Origin of the sequence: Paraburkholderia aspalathi, assembly GCF_900116445.1 — a bacterium.
GTDB lineage: Bacteria > Pseudomonadota > Gammaproteobacteria > Burkholderiales > Burkholderiaceae > Paraburkholderia > Paraburkholderia aspalathi.
The window spans coordinates 137,456-155,723 of record NZ_FPBH01000004.1 but is presented as its reverse complement, the minus strand read 5'-3'; the positions used below and the strand labels follow the sequence as shown (position 1 = coordinate 155,723).

Genomic DNA, 18,268 nt, shown 5'->3' with positions numbered 1-18,268 from the left:
TTCTGCCTGCTGACCCCGGGGAAATCGGAGCTAAAGTCGGACAATGAGCCGACTCGATCAACCGGACAGGCGGCGCGTCATGCGCCGCCTCATCGCACGGAGGCAGGCAGATGGCAGTGGACTACACAACTCATGACGGCGTGGCCGTCATCACGCTGAACAATCCCCCCGTAAACGGGCTCGGCCTTTCGACTCGAGCCGGCATCGTGGAAGGGATCGAGCGCGCGCAGAACGATCCGGCCATCAAGGCGATCGTGCTGACGGGCGCCGGCAAGGCCTTCTCGGGCGGCGCCGACATCACCGAATTCAATACGCCGAAGGCGACTCAGGAACCGACCCTCCATACGGTTATCAAGGCCGTCGAAGGCAGCGCCAAGCCGGTCATCGCCGCGATTCATAGCGTCGCCATGGGCGGCGGGCTGGAACTGGCGCTCGGCGCGCACTACCGCATCGCCGCACCCGGCGCGCAGATCGCGCTGCCGGAAGTCAAACTCGGCATCCTGCCGGGCGCGGGCGGCACGCAGCGTCTGCCGCGCGCAATCGGCCTCGAAGCCGCGCTCAACATGATCGTCTCCGGCGCGCCGGTACTGTCGGAAAAGCTCGCCGATTCAGGCCTGTTCGATGAAGTCGTGGAAGGCGATCTGGCCGAAGCCGCGCTCGCGTTTGCCCGCAAGGTCGGCGCGAAGACGGGCCCGCATCCGAAGGTGCGCGACCGCAAGATCGAGCATCCGAATGCCGCCGGTTTCATCCAGTTCACGCGCAATACGGTCGGGGCGATTGCGAAGAATTTCCCGGCGCCGCTGAAGTGCATCGACGCGGTGGAAGCGGGTGTGCAGAACGGTTTCGACAAGGGTCTTGCATTCGAACGCGAATGCTTCATCGCGCTTGTGCAGACGCCGGAAAGCCACGCGCTACGCCATGCGTTCTTCGGCGAACGCGCGGCGAGCAAGATCCCCGACGTGCCGTCGGACACGCCGGTGCGCGACATCAAGCAGGTGGCCGTGATAGGCGCCGGCACGATGGGCGGCGGCATCGCGATGAACTTCATCAACGCGGGCGTTCCGGTCACGCTGCTGGAAACCAAGCAGGAAGCGCTTGATCGTGGCCTCGGCACGATCCGCAAGAACTACGAAGCCACCGTCAAGAAAGGCAAGCTCAAGCCCGAGGCGCTGGAACAACGCATGGCCTTGATCACGCCGACACTCTCCTATGAAGACCTGAAAAACGCCGACCTGATCGTCGAAGCGGTGTTCGAAGAACTCGGCGTCAAGGAGCAGGTGTTCAAGCGTCTCGACGAAGTGGCGAAGCCCGGCGCAATCCTGGCCTCGAACACGTCGACGCTGGATGTCGACAAGATCGCCGCTTTCACCAAGCGTCCGCAGGACGTGGTTGGCATGCACTTCTTCAGTCCCGCCAACGTGATGAAGCTGCTCGAAGTGGTGCGCGGCAAGGACACGGCGAAAGACGTGCTCGCCACCGTCATGAAGCTCGCCAAGAAGATCAAGAAGACCGCGGTGGTCTCGGGCGTGTGCGATGGTTTCATCGGCAACCGGATGATCGAACAGTACGTCCGTCAGGCGCTCTTCATGCTCGAAGAAGGCGCATTGCCCGCGCAAGTGGACAAGGCGATCGAGAAGTTCGGCTTCGCGATGGGCCCGTTCCGCATGAGCGACCTGGCCGGCAACGACATCGGCTGGGCGATCCGCAAGCGCCGCTATCAGGAACATCCTGACATGCACTACTCGAAGATCGCCGATCGTCTGTGCGAGACGGGGCGTTTCGGGCAGAAGACCGGTGGCGGCTGGTACGACTACAAGGCGGGTGACCGCACGGCGTATCCGTCGAAAGTGGTCGACGAGATGATCACGTCGTTCTCGAAGGAAATCAACGCCGAGCGCCGCAAGATCAGCGACGAGGAAATCGTCGAGCGTCTCGTGTTCGCGCTCGTCAATGAAGGTGCGAAGATTCTCGAGGAAGGGATTGCGTCGAAGGCGTCGGATATCGACATGGTCTATCTGACCGGCTACGGCTTCCCGCTCTATCGCGGCGGTCCGATGCTGTACGCGGATACGGTCGGCCTCTACAACGTCGAGCGCGCGATTCGCCGCTATGCGTCGCGCCCGAATGGCGATGCGTGGCAACTGGCGCCGAGCATTGCGGAGCTCGCGGCGAAGGGCCGTGGGTTCAACGGCTGAATCGCCGCCGCTCAGGCGAAATGAGTGAAATGAATGAAGTGGGGCGATTGGGCGATCTGCCAGCGCGCCCGCCATCACTAGCCAACTTGCATGGACCCGAGTAAGAGCTTTGCATGAGACCCGAGTAAGCGCTAAAGCGCCAACTCGGGTCGACAGCTAGAGCACCAACTTGGGCGACCGCTTTGCATGGGACCCGAGTAAGAGCTAGAGCGCCAACTCGGGTCGACACAGGAGAGATGTATGACTGATGCCGTAATCGTATCGACCGCCCGTACGGGCCTCGCCAAATCATGGCGCGGCGGTTTCAACATGACGCACGGCGCGACGCTCGGCGGGCATGTGACGCAGGCCGCTGTCGAGCGCGCGAAGCTGGACCCGGCGCGCATTGAAGACGTGATCATGGGCTGCGCGAATCCGGAAGGCGCGACGGGCATGAACATCGCGCGCCAGATCGCACTGCGCGCCGGTTTGCCGGTTAGCGTGCCGGGCATGACGGTGAACCGTTTCTGTTCATCCGGTTTGCAAACCATCGCACTGGCCGCGCAACGCGTGATTGCCGGTGAGGGCGATGTGTTCGTCGCGGGGGGCGTGGAATCGATCTCGTGCGTGCAGAACGAGATGAACCGCCACATGGTGACCGAAGGCTGGCTCAGCCAGAACAAGCCGGAAATCTACTGGTCGATGTTGCAGACCGCCGAGAACGTCGCGAAGCGCTACTCGATCTCGAAGGAGCGTCAGGACGAATACGGCGTGCGCTCGCAACAGCGCGCCGCGGCCGCACTCGAAGCCGGCAAGTTCAAGGACGAGATCGTGCCGCTGACGGTGCTGGCCGGCGTCGCCGACAAAGCGAGCGGGCGTCTCTTCACGAAGGAAGTCACGGTCAGCGCCGACGAAGGCATTCGTGCCGACACGACGCTCGAAGGCGTGTCGAAGATTCGTACCGCGATGCCGGGCGGCGTGATCACCGCAGGCAATGCGAGCCAGTTCTCGGACGGCGCGTCGGCTTGCGTCGTGATGAACGCGAAGGTCGCGGAGCGCGAAGGACTGCAACCGCTGGGCATTTTCCGCGGCTTTGCGGTGGCCGGTTGCGAGCCGGACGAGATGGGCATCGGCCCGGTGTTCGCGGTGCCGAAGCTGCTCAAGCAGGCGGGCCTGAAAGTCGAAGACATCGACCTGTGGGAGCTGAACGAGGCGTTCGCGGTGCAGGTGCTGTATTGCGCCGACAAGCTCGGCATTCCGCAAGACCGTCTGAACGTGAACGGCGGCGCGATCGCGGTGGGCCATCCATATGGCGTGTCGGGCGCGCGTTTGACCGGCCATGCGCTGATCGAAGGCAAGCGGCGCGGTGCGAAGCTGGTCGTCGTGACGATGTGTATCGGTGGCGGCCAGGGTGCGGCGGGCCTGTTCGAAGTGGTGTGATCAGGCGCGAGAGCGGGTTTGATTAAAAGCGGGTGTCGTGTGGTTCGGTGCGATGGGATGTGCAGGCATTGAATCTACGGCGCCCGTTTTTTATACGCGTGGGTCGGGCTTGTTTTGGTATTGGGCATGCATCACTAGCGCGACGACTGGCGGCGCGAACCGGGCCAAATCAAGGCAACGCCATACCGAGCGCCGGCAGGCTCAACGTCCCTTGATCGACGAAACGTGTCGTGCTTGTCAGCCCGCCCGCAAGCTTGCCGCGCAGGATGTACGGAATCTGTCCCGACTGCGCGGCGCCAGCGAAGGCGAATGCCTGACGAACCGCGGCGAAGGCGGGCACCGTCAGCGGTACGTTGACGACCGTTTCGCCGAAGCGCGGCACTGTGCCGCTCTGATCGCTGACGCCGCTGGCGAACGGCTTGCCGTTCAGTTCGAGCGCAAGCGACACGCCGTCGAAGTTGACAGCGGATTCATTGGGATTCTGTACGCGTAGTTTGACGTTGAAGCGCATCTCCAGACCCTGAACGTCGACCGGTTCGATGCCGGCCACGCTCACGCGCAAAGGGTCGCCGCCGAACAGACCGGCGCAGCCGTTGAGCGCCAGCGTGATGACGGCGAGGATCGCGGCCAGACGGGCGTAACGGGCATAACGGGCGTCGGGGCGGGACAGCAGTACGCGGAAGAAGGGCATGACCGGCACCTCGAAGGAAGCGGCTTGGGTCATGCATTGTAGCGGGCCGTTGTGCGCCGGTAGCGACGCTTCAGGTGGCGCGCTGCAGCCGCGTTTTCACGAGGCTCGTCAGCTTGCGCACGGCTTGGCTGATGGAGCGGTGCCATTCGTGTTCAGCGCGCCATGGCTCGACGACGAACACGGCGGATTTTGCATGCGCTGTGCTGATCGACATGATGCCGCGCTGTGGCACAACATAGCGTTCGCCTTCGTGCAGCGTGACCGACGTGACCGGCACGGCGTCTCCGAGCAACGCGAGAGAATGATCGCGAAAGGCGAGTTGCAGATCACCTTCGACGGCCACGATCGAGGTTCGTGCGCGCAGATCGTGCACGGCCATCTGACCGCCGGCAACGCGCGAGGTGGTGGCATCGTGAGGTAAACCGGTGCGAGGCTGAGTGAGGGGCATGACCGATTCCTTTAAACCGTTTTCATGCCACACAGCTTATTGAGTCCGTCCAGGTGAAAACAGGCGCAATAATGGACAATGTGAACCGGTACAAGGCGAGGTTTAAACGTGCTGTATCGGTTGGAATCTCGCGGATGTGTATCTGTCGCCACGCCCTAACTATCCGCACCATCGGCTCATGAGCACTTCTACCTCGATACCCGACGCACAAGCGGCAACGTGCACGGAAGCGTCGCCCGCCGACGGCCGCCCCCCGGATGGCCGCCCCCTCTACCGCCAACTGGCCGACCAATACCGCCGCGCCATAGATAACGGTGTGCTGCGTCCCGGCGACCGCATGCCGTCGATGCGCGCCTTCATGCAGCGGCACGGCGTGAGCCTCGCAACCGCGACCGAGAGCTATCGAACCCTGGAACGCGCGGCGCTGATCGACGCCCGGCCGCGTGCCGGTTATTTCGTGCGCGCCCGTCAAACGGCGGCGCTGCCCGCGGCAACCGAGCCCGATCTTGCCGTCGCGCCCGGCGCCGCGCAGTTCGTCGGTATCCATTCGGCGATTTCGGCGATCGTGTCGAAATTCCAGCGCTATCCCGACGCGCTGAATCTCGGCGGTGCCACCGCATCGCCCGATCTTTATCCCACCGACGCTTTGCAGAAAGCCGCACTGCGCGCTTTGCGCCGACGGCCGACCTTGCTGACCGCGGCCGGACCCGATCAGGGCGATCCTGAACTGCGCGCCATCATCGCGCGCCGTGCGCTCGACGCCGGCATCCAGATCGGCATGGACGACGTGATCATGACCCACGGCGGCATCGAGGCAGTGAACCTGGCTTTGCGCGCGGTCACGCAGCCGGGCGACACGGTTGCGGTCGAATCGCCGTGCTTCTTTGGCTTGCTGCAGGTGCTCGAAAGCCTCGGCCTGCGTGCGCTCGAAATTCCGGCCAGTCCAACCACCGGCATTGCCATCGAAGCACTGGCGTTCGCACTGCAAACGCATCCCGACATCAAGGCGGTCGTGGTCGTGCCGAATCTGCAGAACCCACTCGGCAGCGTGATGCCCGACACGCACAAAGCACAGCTCGTCGAACTCTGCGCGCGAGCAGGCATTCCGCTGATCGAAGACGATCCCTACCGCGAACTCTCCGACGCCGCGCAGCCGCCCAGATCGCTGAAGGCTTGGGACACCGACGGCACGGTGATCCATTGCACGTCGTTCAACAAGACGCTCGCACCTGGCATGCGGGTCGGCTGGATCAACGGCGGACGCTGGCATCCGCGCATCGGCATGCTCAAGTTCGCGCAGTCGCGCCATAACGAGCAGTTGTCGCAAGTCGTGCTCGCCGAATTTCTGGAAACGAATGCGTATGAACGGCATCTGCGGCGTTTGCGCGACCGTCTGCGGATTCAGCGCGAACGGATGGCCGCAGCAATCGCCGCTTCGTTTCCCGAGGGCACGCGCTTTACGCCGCCGGGCGGGGGCATGTTTTTCTGGATCGAGCTGCCGCGTGACGTGTCATCGGCTGCTTTTTTCGATGCGGCTCTGGACGAAGGCATTCGCGTGATGCCGGGCACGGTGTTTTCGAACGCCGGGCGCTTCGATCATTTCATTCGCCTGAGTTGCCCGAGTACGGATCTCGATGAGGCCGATGACGCGGTGCGCAGGTTAGGGCGTCTGGCGGCACGGAGGGTGGCGCATGCGCGAACGCCGTAGCGGTTATGATTTCCTGCTGTGCCGAGTCCTGGCCCCACGAATTGAATCGAAGAAGGTGATTCTGTGATCCGTCATATTGTGATGTGGAAACTCAAAGAACACGCCGAAGGTGCGTCGCGTGCTGAAAACGTCCTGAAGCTGAAAGAAAAACTTGAAGGCTGCCGCGACATTGTTCCGGGCATGCTCAAGCTCGAAGTGGGCATCGCGGCACCGGGCCTCGAATCGACCTACGACATCGTGATGGTGTCGGACTTCACCGACAAGGCCGCGCTCGACGCTTATCAGGTCCATCCGAAGCACCAGGCGCTGAAGGGCTTCACCGGTGCGGTGCGTGAATCGCGTGAATGTGTCGACTACGAAATCTGAAATCCGCAATGACCGACTCATCCTCATCCAAAGCGAGCAGCGCGACGCTGCCCGAAAGCCCGTTCGTCGACCGGCTCGGCGCGCAGTTGTTGTCGGCGGCGGACGGCGCCAGCGAAGTCGTGTTGCCGCTGCAACCCGATCACATGAACACGTGGGACGTCGCGCATGGCGGCGTGACCATGACGCTCGCCGACGTCGCGCTCGCGATGGCCGCGCGCAGTCTGGCCGGTGACGGCGTCGGCGTGGTCACCGTCGAGATGAAAGTCAACTTCATGCAGCCGGGCCGCGGCGAATTGCGCGCCACCGGCCGCGTGCTGCACCGCTCGACCACCATGGCCTATTGCGAAGGCGAGATCCGCGACAGCGAAGGCCACTTCGTCGCCAAAGCACTCGGCACTTTCAAATACATGCGGCGCCTCGCCGTGGGCCGCGACGTGACGCAACAGCGTCTGCGCAGCGACCCTTCGGCGAAACCCGGTCCAAGCGACGGTTAATCACCGGACGAATAGCGTGCGTGTCGAGCGCCGCGCGCTGACTCCTCTTTTGCAGACGCTGCTGGTTCGAACTATTCGCCGATCACATCGGTAACTCATGGAGACGATCGTCATGCCCCAGATCAACCGTCAACTCGTGCTGGCTTCGCGTCCGCAAGGCGCTGTTACGCCCGATAACTTCAGGCTCGTCGAAACGCCGCTGGCGCCGCTTGCCGAAGGCGAATTCCGCGTGCGCAATCACTTCCTGTCGCTCGACCCGTATATGCGCGGTCGGATGAACGACAGCAAGTCGTACGCAGCGCCGCAGCCGCTGAACGAAGTGATGATCGGCGGCACGGTGGGCGAAGTGGTGGAGTCGAAGAATCCGAAGTTCGCGGTCGGCGATAAGGTCGTCGCGATGTTCGGCTGGCAGGAGTACGGCACCTCGAACGGTGCGGGCGTGCAGAAGGTCGACGATACGCATGTGCCGTTGTCGGCCTATCTCGGCCCGGTCGGCATGCCCGGCGTCACTGCCTGGTACGGCCTGAACAAGATTATCGTGCCGAAGGCGGGTGACACGGTGGTGGTCAGCGCGGCGAGTGGCGCCGTGGGCAGCGTAGTCGGGCAACTGGCGAAGCTGGCCGGTGCGCGTGCGGTCGGTATCGCGGGCGGCGCGGATAAGTGCCGCTATGTGGTCGAGACACTCGGCTTCGACGCCTGCGTCGACTACAAGGCCGGCAACCTGTATCAGGAGCTCAAAGCCGTGACGCCGGACGGCGTAGATGGCTACTTCGAGAACGTTGGCGGCGAAGTGCTCGACGTGACGCTTGCGCGCATGAATGCGTTCGGCCGCATCGCGTTGTGTGGGTTTATCGCGGGCTACGATGGCCAGCCGATGCCGCTCAAGCATCCGTCGCTGATGCTCACGCAGCGGCTGCTGGTACAGGGCTTCATCGTCAGCGAGCATATGGATGTGTGGCCGGAAGCGCTCAAGCAACTTGGCACGCTGGTCGCGCAGAAGAAGCTGCAATATCGCGAGACCATCGCGCAAGGGCTCGATGCGGCGCCCGAGGCGTTTATCGGTCTTCTGAAGGGCAAAAACTTCGGCAAGCAGCTCGTCAAGCTGATCTAAGCTCGGCGGTCGTCGAGCCGCGCATGCGGGAGATGTCGATGGCGTCCAGCCGATAAACGTATCGGCTGAGACGGTTCCCAGCCGATAATCCCCGACCGCTAAATCCAGGAGAGGAAGGATGTTCGAATTTGAAGGCAAGGTGGCGGTGATCACCGGTGCGGCAAGCGGTTTCGGCCGGGCGTTCGCGGAGAAGGGCGCGTCGCTCGGCATGAAGCTCGTGCTGGCCGATGTGAATCCCGAGGCGCTCGCGCAAACCGTCGACGCATTGCGCGCCGGCGGTGCGGAGGCGATTGGCGTGCCGACCGACGTGTCCGACGCCGCCCGGGTCGAAGCGCTCGCGCAAGCGGCGCTCGATGCCTTCGGTAAAGTCCATCTGCTGTTTAACAATGCGGGCGTGGGCTCGGGCGGCTTCCTCTGGGAAAGCACGGCGAACGACTGGGCGTGGGTGTTCAACGTCAACGTGATGGGTGTCGCGCACGGCGTGCGCGCCTTCACGCCGATCATGTTGCGGCAGAACGAACCCGCGCATATCGTCAATACGGCGTCGGTGGCGGGGTTGTTGTCGCCGCCTGCGATGGGTATCTACAACGCCTCGAAGCATGCCGTCGTGTCGTTGACGGAGACGCTTTACCACGACCTGCAGCTGGCGCAAGCCGGGAGTACGGAGGGCGGCACAGTCGGCTGTTCATTGTTGTGCCCGGCCTTCGTGCCGACCGGCATCGCCGATGCGGAACGCGCGAGGCCCGCGGATTTGCGCAACGATAGCAGGCCGACCCGCTCGCAGATCGCCGCCGGCAAGCAACTGCAACGCGCGGTGCAATCGGGCAAGCTGACCGCGGCCGACGTCGCTGAGATCACGTTCGAAGCGATCGCTGCGCGGCGTTTCTACATCGTCACGCATCCGGGCATCATGGCGACGGTGAAGCTGCGTCATGAGGACATCGAGCAGTTGCGTAACCCGACTGATCCGATGTCGCTGAAGCCCGAAGTGAAGAATGCAGGCTAGGTGCTGTTTTCTCACTTTTGATCCACTAACCTTCGCCGCCCACGCGCCACCCGACGCCCAATGCCGCTGAACCCGAAAATCGAGCAGGTGCTCGACATGATCGCGCGCGCGAAACGCCCGCAGCTTCACGAGTTGACTCCACAACAGGCGCGCGCGTCCTACGAAAAAAGCGCGCCGATTCTGGAGATTGCGAGTGCGCCGATGTTCGCGATCGAAGATCTGCGCGTGCCGACGCGCGACGGCGCGACGATTCGCGCGCGGCTTTATCAGCCGGTTGAGCCGAGTTGGGCCGAGCCTGCGCCGGCGCTGGTGTATTACCACGGTGGCGGTTTCACGGTTGGCAGTGTCGATACGCACGATGCGCTGTGCCGGATGCTCGCGCGCGACGGCAAGTGCACGGTGTTGTCGGTCGATTACCGGCTCGCGCCCGAGTACAAATTTCCCACCGCCGTTGAAGACGCATTCGATGCGTTGACCTGGCTGCACGCGCATGCAGCGGAGTACGGCATCGATGCGGAGCGGCTAGCCGTGGGTGGCGATAGCGCGGGTGGAACGCTGGCAACGGTGTGCGCAGTGCTGGCACGCGACGCGGGCATCAAGCTCGCGCTGCAATTGTTGATCTATCCGGGTACCACGGGTTATCAGCAAACCGATTCGCACTCGCGCCTCGCCAATGGCTTCCTGCTGTCGGGCGACACGATTCAATGGTTCTTCGACCAATACGTGCGCGATAAAAGTGACCGCGACGACTGGCGTTTCGCGCCGCTCGACGGCACGCGCGGCGCACCTGATTTCGGCGGCCTTGCGCCGGCATGGATCGCGACCGCCGAATACGATCCTTTAAGCGACGAAGGCGATGCGTATGCGGAGAAACTGCGCGCAGCGGGCAACCGGGTCACGCTGAAACGTTACCCGGGCATGATTCACGAGTTCTTCAAGATGGGTGGCTACGTAGCCGAGGTCGCAGAGGCGCATGCGGATGCCGCCGCGGCATTGCGGGTGGCGTTTGGCGTGGAGTAATCGCCGCTGCTGGTAGCGCCTCAGGCGATCTCGCGTTCAACGTTGAACGCAAAGCTTCGTTCGAAGTCTCCGGGCCGCACGATCCGATGCGAGCCGTTATCGTCGCTGCGTTCGGCGGCTGCCACGCTGATCACCTCGCCATGCGCCACCACGCGCACCGCGGTCGTGCCGCGCGTGCCGTACTCCGGCGTTTCGATAAACGCCGCCGACAACGCCCGCTCCCGTTCGAGGGGAATACCGGTGGACGGCAATTCGTCATCGCGTGCGAGGTGCGGATCGCGCATCAGATCGATCAGGCGTTCGAGCGTCGGCATCGCATCACGCGCAAGCATGGCGCCCAGTTCCGCACGCTTTTTGACCAGCTTCGGCCAGGCGGTATCGAGCACCGCGTTCGAGATACCGTGCGTGCCGGACTCGAGCAGTGTGGGCGCGGTGTTCGACCGGTTGCAGTACCAGCCGAGTTCGCGGCGCGTCCAGTCACCGACGAGCAGATTGAAGCCGTTGTAGATATCGCCGGTTTGCGCGACGTGTTGCAGATACTCGAGCGGCGTTTCGTGCGTGCCGTTGTGCGAGTCTTTTGCCGAGGCACTGAGCCAGTCGCTGACAAGCGTGCCGCGGGTCGGCGCATCGGCGCGCATTTCGTGCGGCGCGCGGTAATTGGTCAGCGCGGCGAAGCGGCCATCGCGCGACATGCCGAGCCACGTGCCGCCGCCCACCAGATCGCGTCCGGCCAGCACGGTCGGTGCGTCATGCCACCAGCCGATCGGTTCGGCCGTGCGGCGAAAAAATTCGTCGCGATTCGCGGTGAGCGTGAAGAGCGGTCCGTCGACCGCATCGGGCCGCCAGTCGAAAACGATCAGGCACATCGGGTGGAGTCTCCCGGTGGGGACGGTGGCGGAACAGAGACAGATGCCATGAAAAAGCGGCGCTCGATTGCGCCGCTCGGGTTGGGGCGTTTAAACCTCAGTCGGCAACCCATACGGCAACGCGAGGAATGTCAGCACCGGACCCTCCGCCGCGCCCAGATGCACCGTGCCGCCTTCGAGCGCCGCCAGCTTGATCTCCACCAGCACGTCGACGCCACCTTCCGGCGCCGACGCCGCATTCACCACCATGCCGCACGGCTGGCCCGGATCGGCTGAGTGGAACAGTTCGGTACCGGCCTTGACCGTCTCGAGTTCGCCCGTCACGTTCGCAAGCGAGGTGCGCCGCTTGATCGTGCCGCGATACTGGCTGCGCGCCACCACTTCCTGACCCGGATAGCAGCCTTTGCGGAAATTGACCGCGCCGAGCACGTCGAAGTTGACCATCTGCGGCACGAACTGCTCGACCACCGGTTGCGTGATGCGCGGTTCGCCTGCGCGAATGTCGAGCCAATCCCATACCGCCGGCGACACGCGCTTGAGCTTTTCGTCGAGCAAGGGCAGGCGCGCCTCGACCGCGGCCTTCGGGCCAACCCACAGATAGCGCAGCCGGCCCAGCGCATCCGGAACGCGAATCAGCGACCCCGCCGTGCCGTCCACCTGGACGTGCACGCCGTCGGGCAACGCGTCGAACACACCGGAAAGCGCTTTGCGCACGTCGCCCGCCAGACCCACCACCGCCAGTTCGCCGCTCGCATCAACCAGCTTGGCCTTGGCGCGCAGAACGAACATGGACAGCCGTTTCTGCACGGCGGCCTGCACGTCCTTCGACACCAGCAGGCGGATCGTCTCGCCGGTGCGCCACGTCAGGAACGACGCCAGCAGCCGGCCCTTGGCCGAGCAATAGCCCGCGAGGCGCGCATTGGCGGCGTCGAGATGCTGGGTGTCGTTGGTCAACTGGCCGTGCAGGAAGCTCGCTGCGTCGTCACCGGTTGCGTCGATCACGCCGAACTGCGTCAGCGGCATGTAGGCGCCTTGCCCGATGACAGCGTCGAATTCGTCAGCGGCGGGGCGCGGCAAGACTGGAAGTCGGACGGGCGCGGAAGCCTGTGCCGTGGCGGCGGTACCCGTGTGAGCAACTGCGGGCGCAACTGAAAGCGTGCCTGAAGCGGTAGCGAGCGGTGTGTTCATGGATTCCGGGAACAGTCAATTCTGACTTTAGCTAAGGCAAACAAGTATTATATGAGGTCCAACCCAGCCCAGTTTCGCATGACCCTTCTGAAGAAATGTTTCGTCGCCGGCTCAATCGTCATTGTGCTGGCCGCAGCCGCAATCGCAGGCGGATATCACTGGGCCACCAGCCCGCTCGATTTGACCCCCGCGCAACTCGATGTCACCGTCAAGCCGCACAGCAGCCTGCGCAGCGTCACGCTGCAGCTCAATCGCGGCGGCGTGCCGGTCGAGCCTGAGCTGTTCGTTATCATGACGCGGCTGCTCGGTCTGCAAAGCGACCTGAAATCGGGCAACTACGAGTTCAAGACGGGCATCACGCCGTACGAAGTGCTGCAAAAAATCGCCCGCGGCGACGTCAACGAATACGTGGCGACCATCATCGAAGGGTGGACCTTCAAGCGCATGCGCGCCGAGCTGGACGCCAATCCGGCGCTCAAGCACGACACGGCCGGCATGAGCGACACCGATCTGATGAACGCGATCAACGCGCCGGAAGCTCCGATCGGCAACGGCGAGGGGCTGTTTTTCCCGGACACCTATCTGTTCGACAAGAACACCAGCGATCTGGACATCTATCGCCGCGCGTACCGTCTGATGCGGCTGCGTCTGGACGAAGCGTGGACCGCGCGTGCGCCGAACTTGCCGTATAAGACTCCGTATGATGCGTTGACGATGGCGTCGATCATCGAAAAGGAAACCGGCAAGAAATCGGACCGTCCGATGGTCGCGGCCGTGTTCGCGAACCGTCTGCGCGTGGGCATGCCGCTGCAAACCGACCCCACGGTGATCTACGGCATGGGCGACAGCTACGCCGGCCGCATCAGGAAGAAAGACCTGCAGACCGACACTCCCTACAATACCTACACCCGGATGGGGCTTCCGCCAACGCCCATCTCGCTGCCCGGTGTCGCATCGCTGCAGGCGGCGATGAACCCGGCGCAATCCACCGCGCTGTACTTCGTTTCGCGCGGCGACGGGAGCAGTATCTTTTCTGACACCCTCGGCGATCACAACAAGGCCGTGGACAAATACATTCGAGGGCAATGATGGCGCGGGGCAAATTCATCACGTTTGAGGGCATCGACGGTGCCGGCAAGACCACCCATCTGGGCTGGTTTCGCGAACGCCTCGAAGAGAAAGTCGCGAGCACCGGCCGCTCGGTCGTCATGACGCGCGAGCCGGGCGGCACGTCGCTCGGCGAACAGATCCGCGAAATCGTGCTGCATCAGAAGATGGACCTCGAAACCGAGGCATTGCTGATGTTCGCGCTGCGCCGCCAGCATCTGGCCGAGGTGATCGAGCCGGCGCTTGCGCGCGGCGACTGGGTGCTGTCAGACCGCTTCACGGACGCGACCTTCGCGTACCAGGGCGGCGGCCGCGGCCTGCCGCGCGACAAGCTGGAAACGTTGGAGCGCTGGGTGCAGGGCGGTTTTCAGCCGGACCTGACGGTGCTGTTCGACCTGACGCCGGAGGTGGCCAGCGAACGGCGCAGCGCCGCGCGCGATCCGGATCGCTTCGAAAGCGAGTCGGAGGCATTTTTCAACCGCACCCGTGCCGAATATCTGCGCCGCGCGGAAGAAGCGCCGTACCGGTTCGCTATCATTGACTCTTCGCAGACCATCGCACGAATTCAGAAGCAGCTTGAAGAATTGATTGCAGTTCTTTGATTTTAAAAGAATATAATCCTGAGTTATGACGGATGGCGAAGTTCGTGTTATGTCTCATAAAATGTCGTCAACCGATTGATTTAAAAGAGAAACAATGATTTATCCGTGGCAAGCCGATGACTGGAACCGCCTGCAGCAGTTGCGTGGGCACTGGCCGCATGCCTTGCTGCTGCATGGCCAGGCGGGGATCGGCAAGCTGCGCTTTGCGCAGCACCTCGCGCAGGGGCTTTTGTGCGAAGCCCAGCAGGCCAACGGTGAGCCGTGCGGCGCCTGTGTCGCCTGCAACTGGTTCACGCAGGGCAATCATCCCGACTACCGGATCATCGTGCCCGAGACGCTGGCCGCCGAAGCCGGACTCGCCGGCGCCGCGGACGAAAAAGCCGAAAAGGCCGACGGCGATGAAGGCAAGAAAACGCGCGCGCCCAGCAAGGAGATCAAGATCGAGCAGATTCGTGGCTTGCTCGATTTCGTCGGCGTCGGGTCGCACCGTGGCGGTGCGCGTGTGGTCGTGCTGTATCCCGCCGAGGGGCTGAACATCGCCGCGGCCAACGCACTGCTGAAAACGCTCGAAGAGCCGCCGGCCGGCGTGGTGTTTTTGATGGTGTCGGCGCGCGTCGACCGCCTGCTGCCCACCATCATCAGCCGTTGCCGCCAATGGCCGATGACGATGCCCGCGCCGGAAGTCGCCACGAAGTGGCTCGCCGCGCAAGGCGTCGCCGAAGCGCCAGTGCTGCTCGCCGAAGCCGGCGGTGCGCCGCTCACGGCCCTCGCTCTCGCGAGTGACGAGAACCGCACGCTGCGCGACTGGACCTTGAAGCAACTGGCCGCCGGCGCCGATTGCGACGCCTTCGCCTGCGGCGAGGCGCTGCAGAAGCTGCCGGTACCACTCGTGCTCGGCTGGCTGCAACGCTGGATGTACGATTTGCTGGCGCAGCGCACGGCCGGCGCACCGCGTTATTTTCCGCAGGCGTCGACTGCCTTGTCGCGCTGTGCGTCGCAAGCCGATGCCAGCGCATTCGCGCGCTTCATGCGCACCGTGACGCGCCAGCGCGCTGTCGAGAACCATCCGCTGAACGCGCGGCTGGTGTTCGAAGAACTGTTTATCGGCTACCGCGAGCTGTTTGCATAAATCAACTTGGGTGGCCGACGGTGTGTGCAAGGCTGGCGTGCCTTAACCCGCCGCGCCGACCTGTGCATCCGTCCGCTGATTTGCCTTCCATCTCACGTCAAAGCACCATGAGCCTTTCCTACCGCGATGCCACTTTCGACGATCTGCCCGCGATCGTCGCCATCTACAACTCGACCGTGCCGTCGCGGCAAGTCACTGCCGATCTCGAACCGGTCAGCGTCGAAAGCCGTCTGGCGTGGTTTCATGCGCACGGGCCGCACAAGCGTCCGCTGTGGGTGGTGGAAGATCCGCAGCAGTCCGGCCGAGTGATCGCGTGGTTGAGCTTCTCGGATTTCTACGGCCGCCCGGCCTATCTGCGCACCGCCGAAGTCAGCATCTACCTGGACGAAAGCGCGCGTGGCAAGGGGCTCGGCAAACAACTGCTGGCCGCCTCGCTGGCAGTGGCGCCGACGCTCGGCATCGACACCGTGCTGGGCTTTATCTTTGGCCACAATGACGCGAGCCTGCGCCTGTTCCGCGGCTTCGGTTTCGACACATGGGGGTCGCTGCCGCGCGTCGCGGTGCTGGACGGCGTAGAGCGCGATCTGGTGATTCTCGGCAAGCGGCTCGAGCCGGCCGCGGCCTGATTTACGGCCACGATTTACAGCCTGGTTCACACCCAGCTACTTATCAGCAGGACATCATCATGTTTGTCGATTCACACTGCCATATCAACTTCGAAGGACTCGCCGACCGCCTGCCGCAGGTGCTCGAGAACATGCGCAGCCATTCGGTCACGCATGCGCTGTGCGTATCGGTCGATCTGGAGACGCTGCCGTCCGTGCTGGCGATCGCCGACCAGTACGAGAACGTCTACGCGTCAGTTGGAGTGCATCCCGATCACGAGGACATGCGCGAACCGAGTCTCGCCGAACTGATTGAGCTGGCCGAACATCCGAAGGTGGTCGCGATCGGTGAGACCGGACTCGACTACTACCGTCTGGAAGGCCGCACGATCGCCGATATGGAATGGCAGCGCGAGCGCTTTCGCACCCATATCCGCGCGGCACACGCCACGAAGAAACCGCTGATCATCCACACCCGCTCGTCGTCGGAAGACACGCTGCGCATCATGGCCGAGGAGCGCGCGAGCGAGCCGGGCGGCGTGATGCATTGCTTCACCGAGCCGTGGGCGGTTGCCGAGCAGGCGTTGGCGCAGAATTTTTACATTTCGCTGTCGGGCATCGTCACGTTCAAGAGCGCGACCGACGTGCAGGACGTCGCGCGCCGTGTGCCGCTCGAGCGTTTGCTGATCGAAACGGACTCGCCGTACCTCGCGCCCGTGCCGTATCGCGGCAAGCCTAATGAACCTGCGTACGTAAGTTATGTCGGACGCTTCATCGCGCAACAGCGCGAGATGGCGGACACGGCGCTGGCCGCCGCGACGACACAAAACTTCTTCCGGCTCTTCAAGATTCCCGCGCCGGCTGGTGTGTGATCGGTAAAGCCAATAAATATCAAATGGATAGGGACGTTTCCTAAAGTAAAATATGACAAATTATTCGACTTCGACGGCTGCGCTTCAAGAGACTTCAGCAGCGCAAACGGCCCTCGGTTCGGCACGCCGCAGCGCCTCGCGCCTCGCGCTGGCCGCTACGCTCGTCTGCGCCGCGCTGAGCTCGCTGGTCGCGGCGCCCGTTCAGGCCGCGCCGATCGACTCGCTCATCAAGTCGGTGAAATTCGACGACGTCGATGGCGTCAACAAGCTGCTTGCCAAGGGCATGGACCCGAACAGCGTCGACAACCAGGGCATCCCGCTGCTAGTGCTCGCCGCGCGTGAGAAATCGGACAAGGTGGGCGCCGCGCTGCTCGCCAATCCGAAGACCAACATCGAGATCGAGGACAAGGCCGGCGAGAACGCGATGATGATGGCCGCCTTGGCCGGCGACCTCAACTTCGTCAACCTGTTGATCGCGAAGGACGCCGAAGTCAACAAGAAGGGCTGGGCGCCGCTGCACTACGCGGCTGCGAACGGCCACGACGATATCGTCAAGGTGCTGCTCGACCATTCGGCCTACGTCGATGCCGGTTCGCCGAACGGCACCACGCCGCTGATGATGGCCGCGCGCGGCGGTCATGTGTCGACGGTGAAGCTCCTGCTCGATAACGGCGCGGACCTCACGGTGAAGAACCAGATCGGCCTGACCGCGCTCGATTTCGCGAAGACCTACAAGGAACCGGACGTGGTTGAAGGCCTCACCGCGCGCCTGCAGCAGATGCAACAGAAGTGAACTGCGAGAAAATCCGGAGAACCGGCTGCTGGATAGCCGGCCGCCGGTTCCCCGGACCAAAAATTTGCCTGAAGATAGCACCTGCTGGCATGCCTGCGGCTTCGCAAAACAGTGCAGAATGACGACTTGGCGCGTTGCGAGGCGCGCCGGTTCGATGCGGCGCAAGACCGCCTGATAAACGACCCTGGAAAGGAACACCATGCTGCGGGCTTTGATTTTCGCCAGCGCGCTTGCCGTACCGCTATCGGCAGCCGCGTTTACGGGAGGCGACCTCAACAAGCTGTGCACGAAAACCGATGTGGCATCGCGTAGTGCGTGTGCCGCGTATATCGAGGGAGCTGCCGACGGCATCTTCAATACGATCGACGCAATCGGCGGCACCACCGGGCCGCGCGTCGGCCAGTACTACTGCCTGCCGCCGGACGCGCGCTCGGCGCAACTCACCGACGCGGTACGCAAGTACATCGCCGAGAATCCGATCGTGGCGGGCTACAACGCCAGCACGGCGATCTCGCTCGGGCTCGGCAAGGCATTTCCTTGCAAGAGCGGTAGCTGATCGCGTAGTTGATTTTGGCTCAAACCCGGCCGCATTCAGAATGCTGCCGGCCTGAGCACCTTTCCCTGGTCTTGGCGGACGAACGCCTAAGA

At 63.4% G+C, this 18,268-nt stretch carries 19 protein-coding genes; 15 read left to right on the top strand and 4 right to left on the bottom strand.

Features of this window, described 5'->3' with window-relative positions; translation table 11 throughout:
• Nucleotides 1-110: 110 nt before the first annotated feature.
• Together BM438_RS08085 and BM438_RS08080 are read left to right on the top strand one after the other, a co-directional pair.
• Nucleotides 111-2,195 carry a 3-hydroxyacyl-CoA dehydrogenase NAD-binding domain-containing protein gene (locus tag BM438_RS08085; RefSeq protein ID WP_093633776.1) on the top strand — a complete coding sequence of 695 codons (2,085 nt, stop codon included), beginning with the start codon at nucleotides 111-113 and terminating at the stop codon, nucleotides 2,193-2,195.
• Between the two features lie 240 nt (nucleotides 2,196-2,435).
• Nucleotides 2,436-3,614, top strand: a complete 1,179-nt coding sequence (locus tag BM438_RS08080; RefSeq protein ID WP_093633775.1) for an acetyl-CoA C-acyltransferase — start codon at nucleotides 2,436-2,438, stop codon at nucleotides 3,612-3,614.
• 169 nt (nucleotides 3,615-3,783) lie between these two features.
• On the opposite strand, the gene BM438_RS08075 is transcribed toward BM438_RS08080, so the two are convergent.
• Both BM438_RS08075 and BM438_RS08070 read right to left on the bottom strand, forming a co-directional pair.
• Complete coding sequence (locus BM438_RS08075; protein ID WP_093634050.1) at nucleotides 3,784-4,305, bottom strand: LEA/WHy family protein; 522 nt, start codon at nucleotides 4,303-4,305, stop codon at nucleotides 3,784-3,786.
• Between the two features lie 70 nt (nucleotides 4,306-4,375).
• On the bottom strand, nucleotides 4,376-4,753 hold the full coding sequence (locus tag BM438_RS08070; RefSeq protein ID WP_093633774.1) for a hypothetical protein: 378 nt from the start codon (nucleotides 4,751-4,753) through the stop codon (nucleotides 4,376-4,378).
• Nucleotides 4,754-4,931: 178 nt separating this feature from the next.
• Here BM438_RS08070 and BM438_RS08065 point away from each other — a divergent pair, with 178 nt between their 5' ends.
• The 6 genes from BM438_RS08065 (at nucleotide 4,932) to BM438_RS08040 (ending at nucleotide 10,458) form a co-directional block, all read left to right on the top strand.
• The gene (locus tag BM438_RS08065; protein ID WP_244179282.1) at nucleotides 4,932-6,461 is read left to right on the top strand and encodes an aminotransferase-like domain-containing protein; all 1,530 of its coding nucleotides are present in this window, start codon (nucleotides 4,932-4,934) and stop codon (nucleotides 6,459-6,461) included.
• Nucleotides 6,462-6,524: 63 nt separating this feature from the next.
• A complete protein-coding gene (locus BM438_RS08060) occupies nucleotides 6,525-6,827 on the top strand; it encodes a Dabb family protein (protein WP_093633772.1) in 303 nt (100 codons plus the stop codon).
• An 8-nt stretch (nucleotides 6,828-6,835) separates the two neighbouring features.
• Entirely contained in the window at nucleotides 6,836-7,321 is a 486-nt protein-coding gene (locus BM438_RS08055) for a PaaI family thioesterase (RefSeq protein ID WP_054042689.1), read from the top strand.
• A 112-nt stretch (nucleotides 7,322-7,433) separates the two neighbouring features.
• Nucleotides 7,434-8,432, top strand: a complete 999-nt coding sequence (locus BM438_RS08050; protein ID WP_093634049.1) for an NADP-dependent oxidoreductase — start codon at nucleotides 7,434-7,436, stop codon at nucleotides 8,430-8,432.
• Nucleotides 8,433-8,550: 118 nt separating this feature from the next.
• Nucleotides 8,551-9,438 (top strand): SDR family oxidoreductase, encoded by an 888-nt coding sequence (locus BM438_RS08045; protein ID WP_093633771.1) that lies wholly within the window; start codon nucleotides 8,551-8,553, stop codon nucleotides 9,436-9,438.
• 60 nt (nucleotides 9,439-9,498) lie between these two features.
• Nucleotides 9,499-10,458: an alpha/beta hydrolase gene (locus BM438_RS08040; RefSeq protein WP_093633770.1), complete on the top strand. Its 960-nt coding sequence runs from the start codon at nucleotides 9,499-9,501 to the stop codon at nucleotides 10,456-10,458.
• A 20-nt stretch (nucleotides 10,459-10,478) separates the two neighbouring features.
• On the opposite strand, the gene BM438_RS08035 is transcribed toward BM438_RS08040, so the two are convergent.
• A complete protein-coding gene (locus BM438_RS08035) occupies nucleotides 10,479-11,324 on the bottom strand; it encodes an NRDE family protein (RefSeq protein ID WP_093633769.1) in 846 nt (281 codons plus the stop codon).
• A 90-nt stretch (nucleotides 11,325-11,414) separates the two neighbouring features.
• A complete protein-coding gene (ygfZ, locus tag BM438_RS08030; protein WP_093633768.1) occupies nucleotides 11,415-12,512 on the bottom strand; it encodes a CAF17-like 4Fe-4S cluster assembly/insertion protein YgfZ in 1,098 nt (365 codons plus the stop codon).
• A gap of 78 nt (nucleotides 12,513-12,590) precedes the next feature.
• Here ygfZ and mltG point away from each other — a divergent pair, with 78 nt between their 5' ends.
• The 7 genes from mltG to BM438_RS07995 all read left to right on the top strand — a co-directional run bounded on the left by mltG (nucleotide 12,591) and on the right by BM438_RS07995 (nucleotide 18,176).
• A complete protein-coding gene (gene mltG / locus BM438_RS08025; RefSeq protein ID WP_093633767.1) occupies nucleotides 12,591-13,601 on the top strand; it encodes an endolytic transglycosylase MltG in 1,011 nt (336 codons plus the stop codon).
• Complete coding sequence (tmk, locus tag BM438_RS08020) at nucleotides 13,601-14,221, top strand: dTMP kinase (RefSeq protein WP_093633766.1); 621 nt, start codon at nucleotides 13,601-13,603, stop codon at nucleotides 14,219-14,221. Before mltG ends, tmk begins: the two co-directional genes overlap by 1 nt.
• Before the next feature lie 94 nt (nucleotides 14,222-14,315).
• The gene (locus tag BM438_RS08015) at nucleotides 14,316-15,350 is read left to right on the top strand and encodes a DNA polymerase III subunit delta' (RefSeq protein ID WP_093633765.1); all 1,035 of its coding nucleotides are present in this window, start codon (nucleotides 14,316-14,318) and stop codon (nucleotides 15,348-15,350) included.
• Between the two features lie 107 nt (nucleotides 15,351-15,457).
• Entirely contained in the window at nucleotides 15,458-15,976 is a 519-nt protein-coding gene (locus tag BM438_RS08010; protein ID WP_093633764.1) for a GNAT family N-acetyltransferase, read from the top strand.
• A 59-nt stretch (nucleotides 15,977-16,035) separates the two neighbouring features.
• Complete coding sequence (locus BM438_RS08005) at nucleotides 16,036-16,827, top strand: TatD family hydrolase (protein WP_093633763.1); 792 nt, start codon at nucleotides 16,036-16,038, stop codon at nucleotides 16,825-16,827.
• Nucleotides 16,828-16,879: 52 nt separating this feature from the next.
• Nucleotides 16,880-17,620, top strand: a complete 741-nt coding sequence (locus BM438_RS08000) for an ankyrin repeat domain-containing protein (RefSeq protein ID WP_093633762.1) — start codon at nucleotides 16,880-16,882, stop codon at nucleotides 17,618-17,620.
• 199 nt (nucleotides 17,621-17,819) lie between these two features.
• A complete protein-coding gene (locus tag BM438_RS07995; RefSeq protein WP_054042704.1) occupies nucleotides 17,820-18,176 on the top strand; it encodes a Rap1a/Tai family immunity protein in 357 nt (118 codons plus the stop codon).
• The last annotated feature ends 92 nt before the right edge of the window (nucleotides 18,177-18,268 follow it).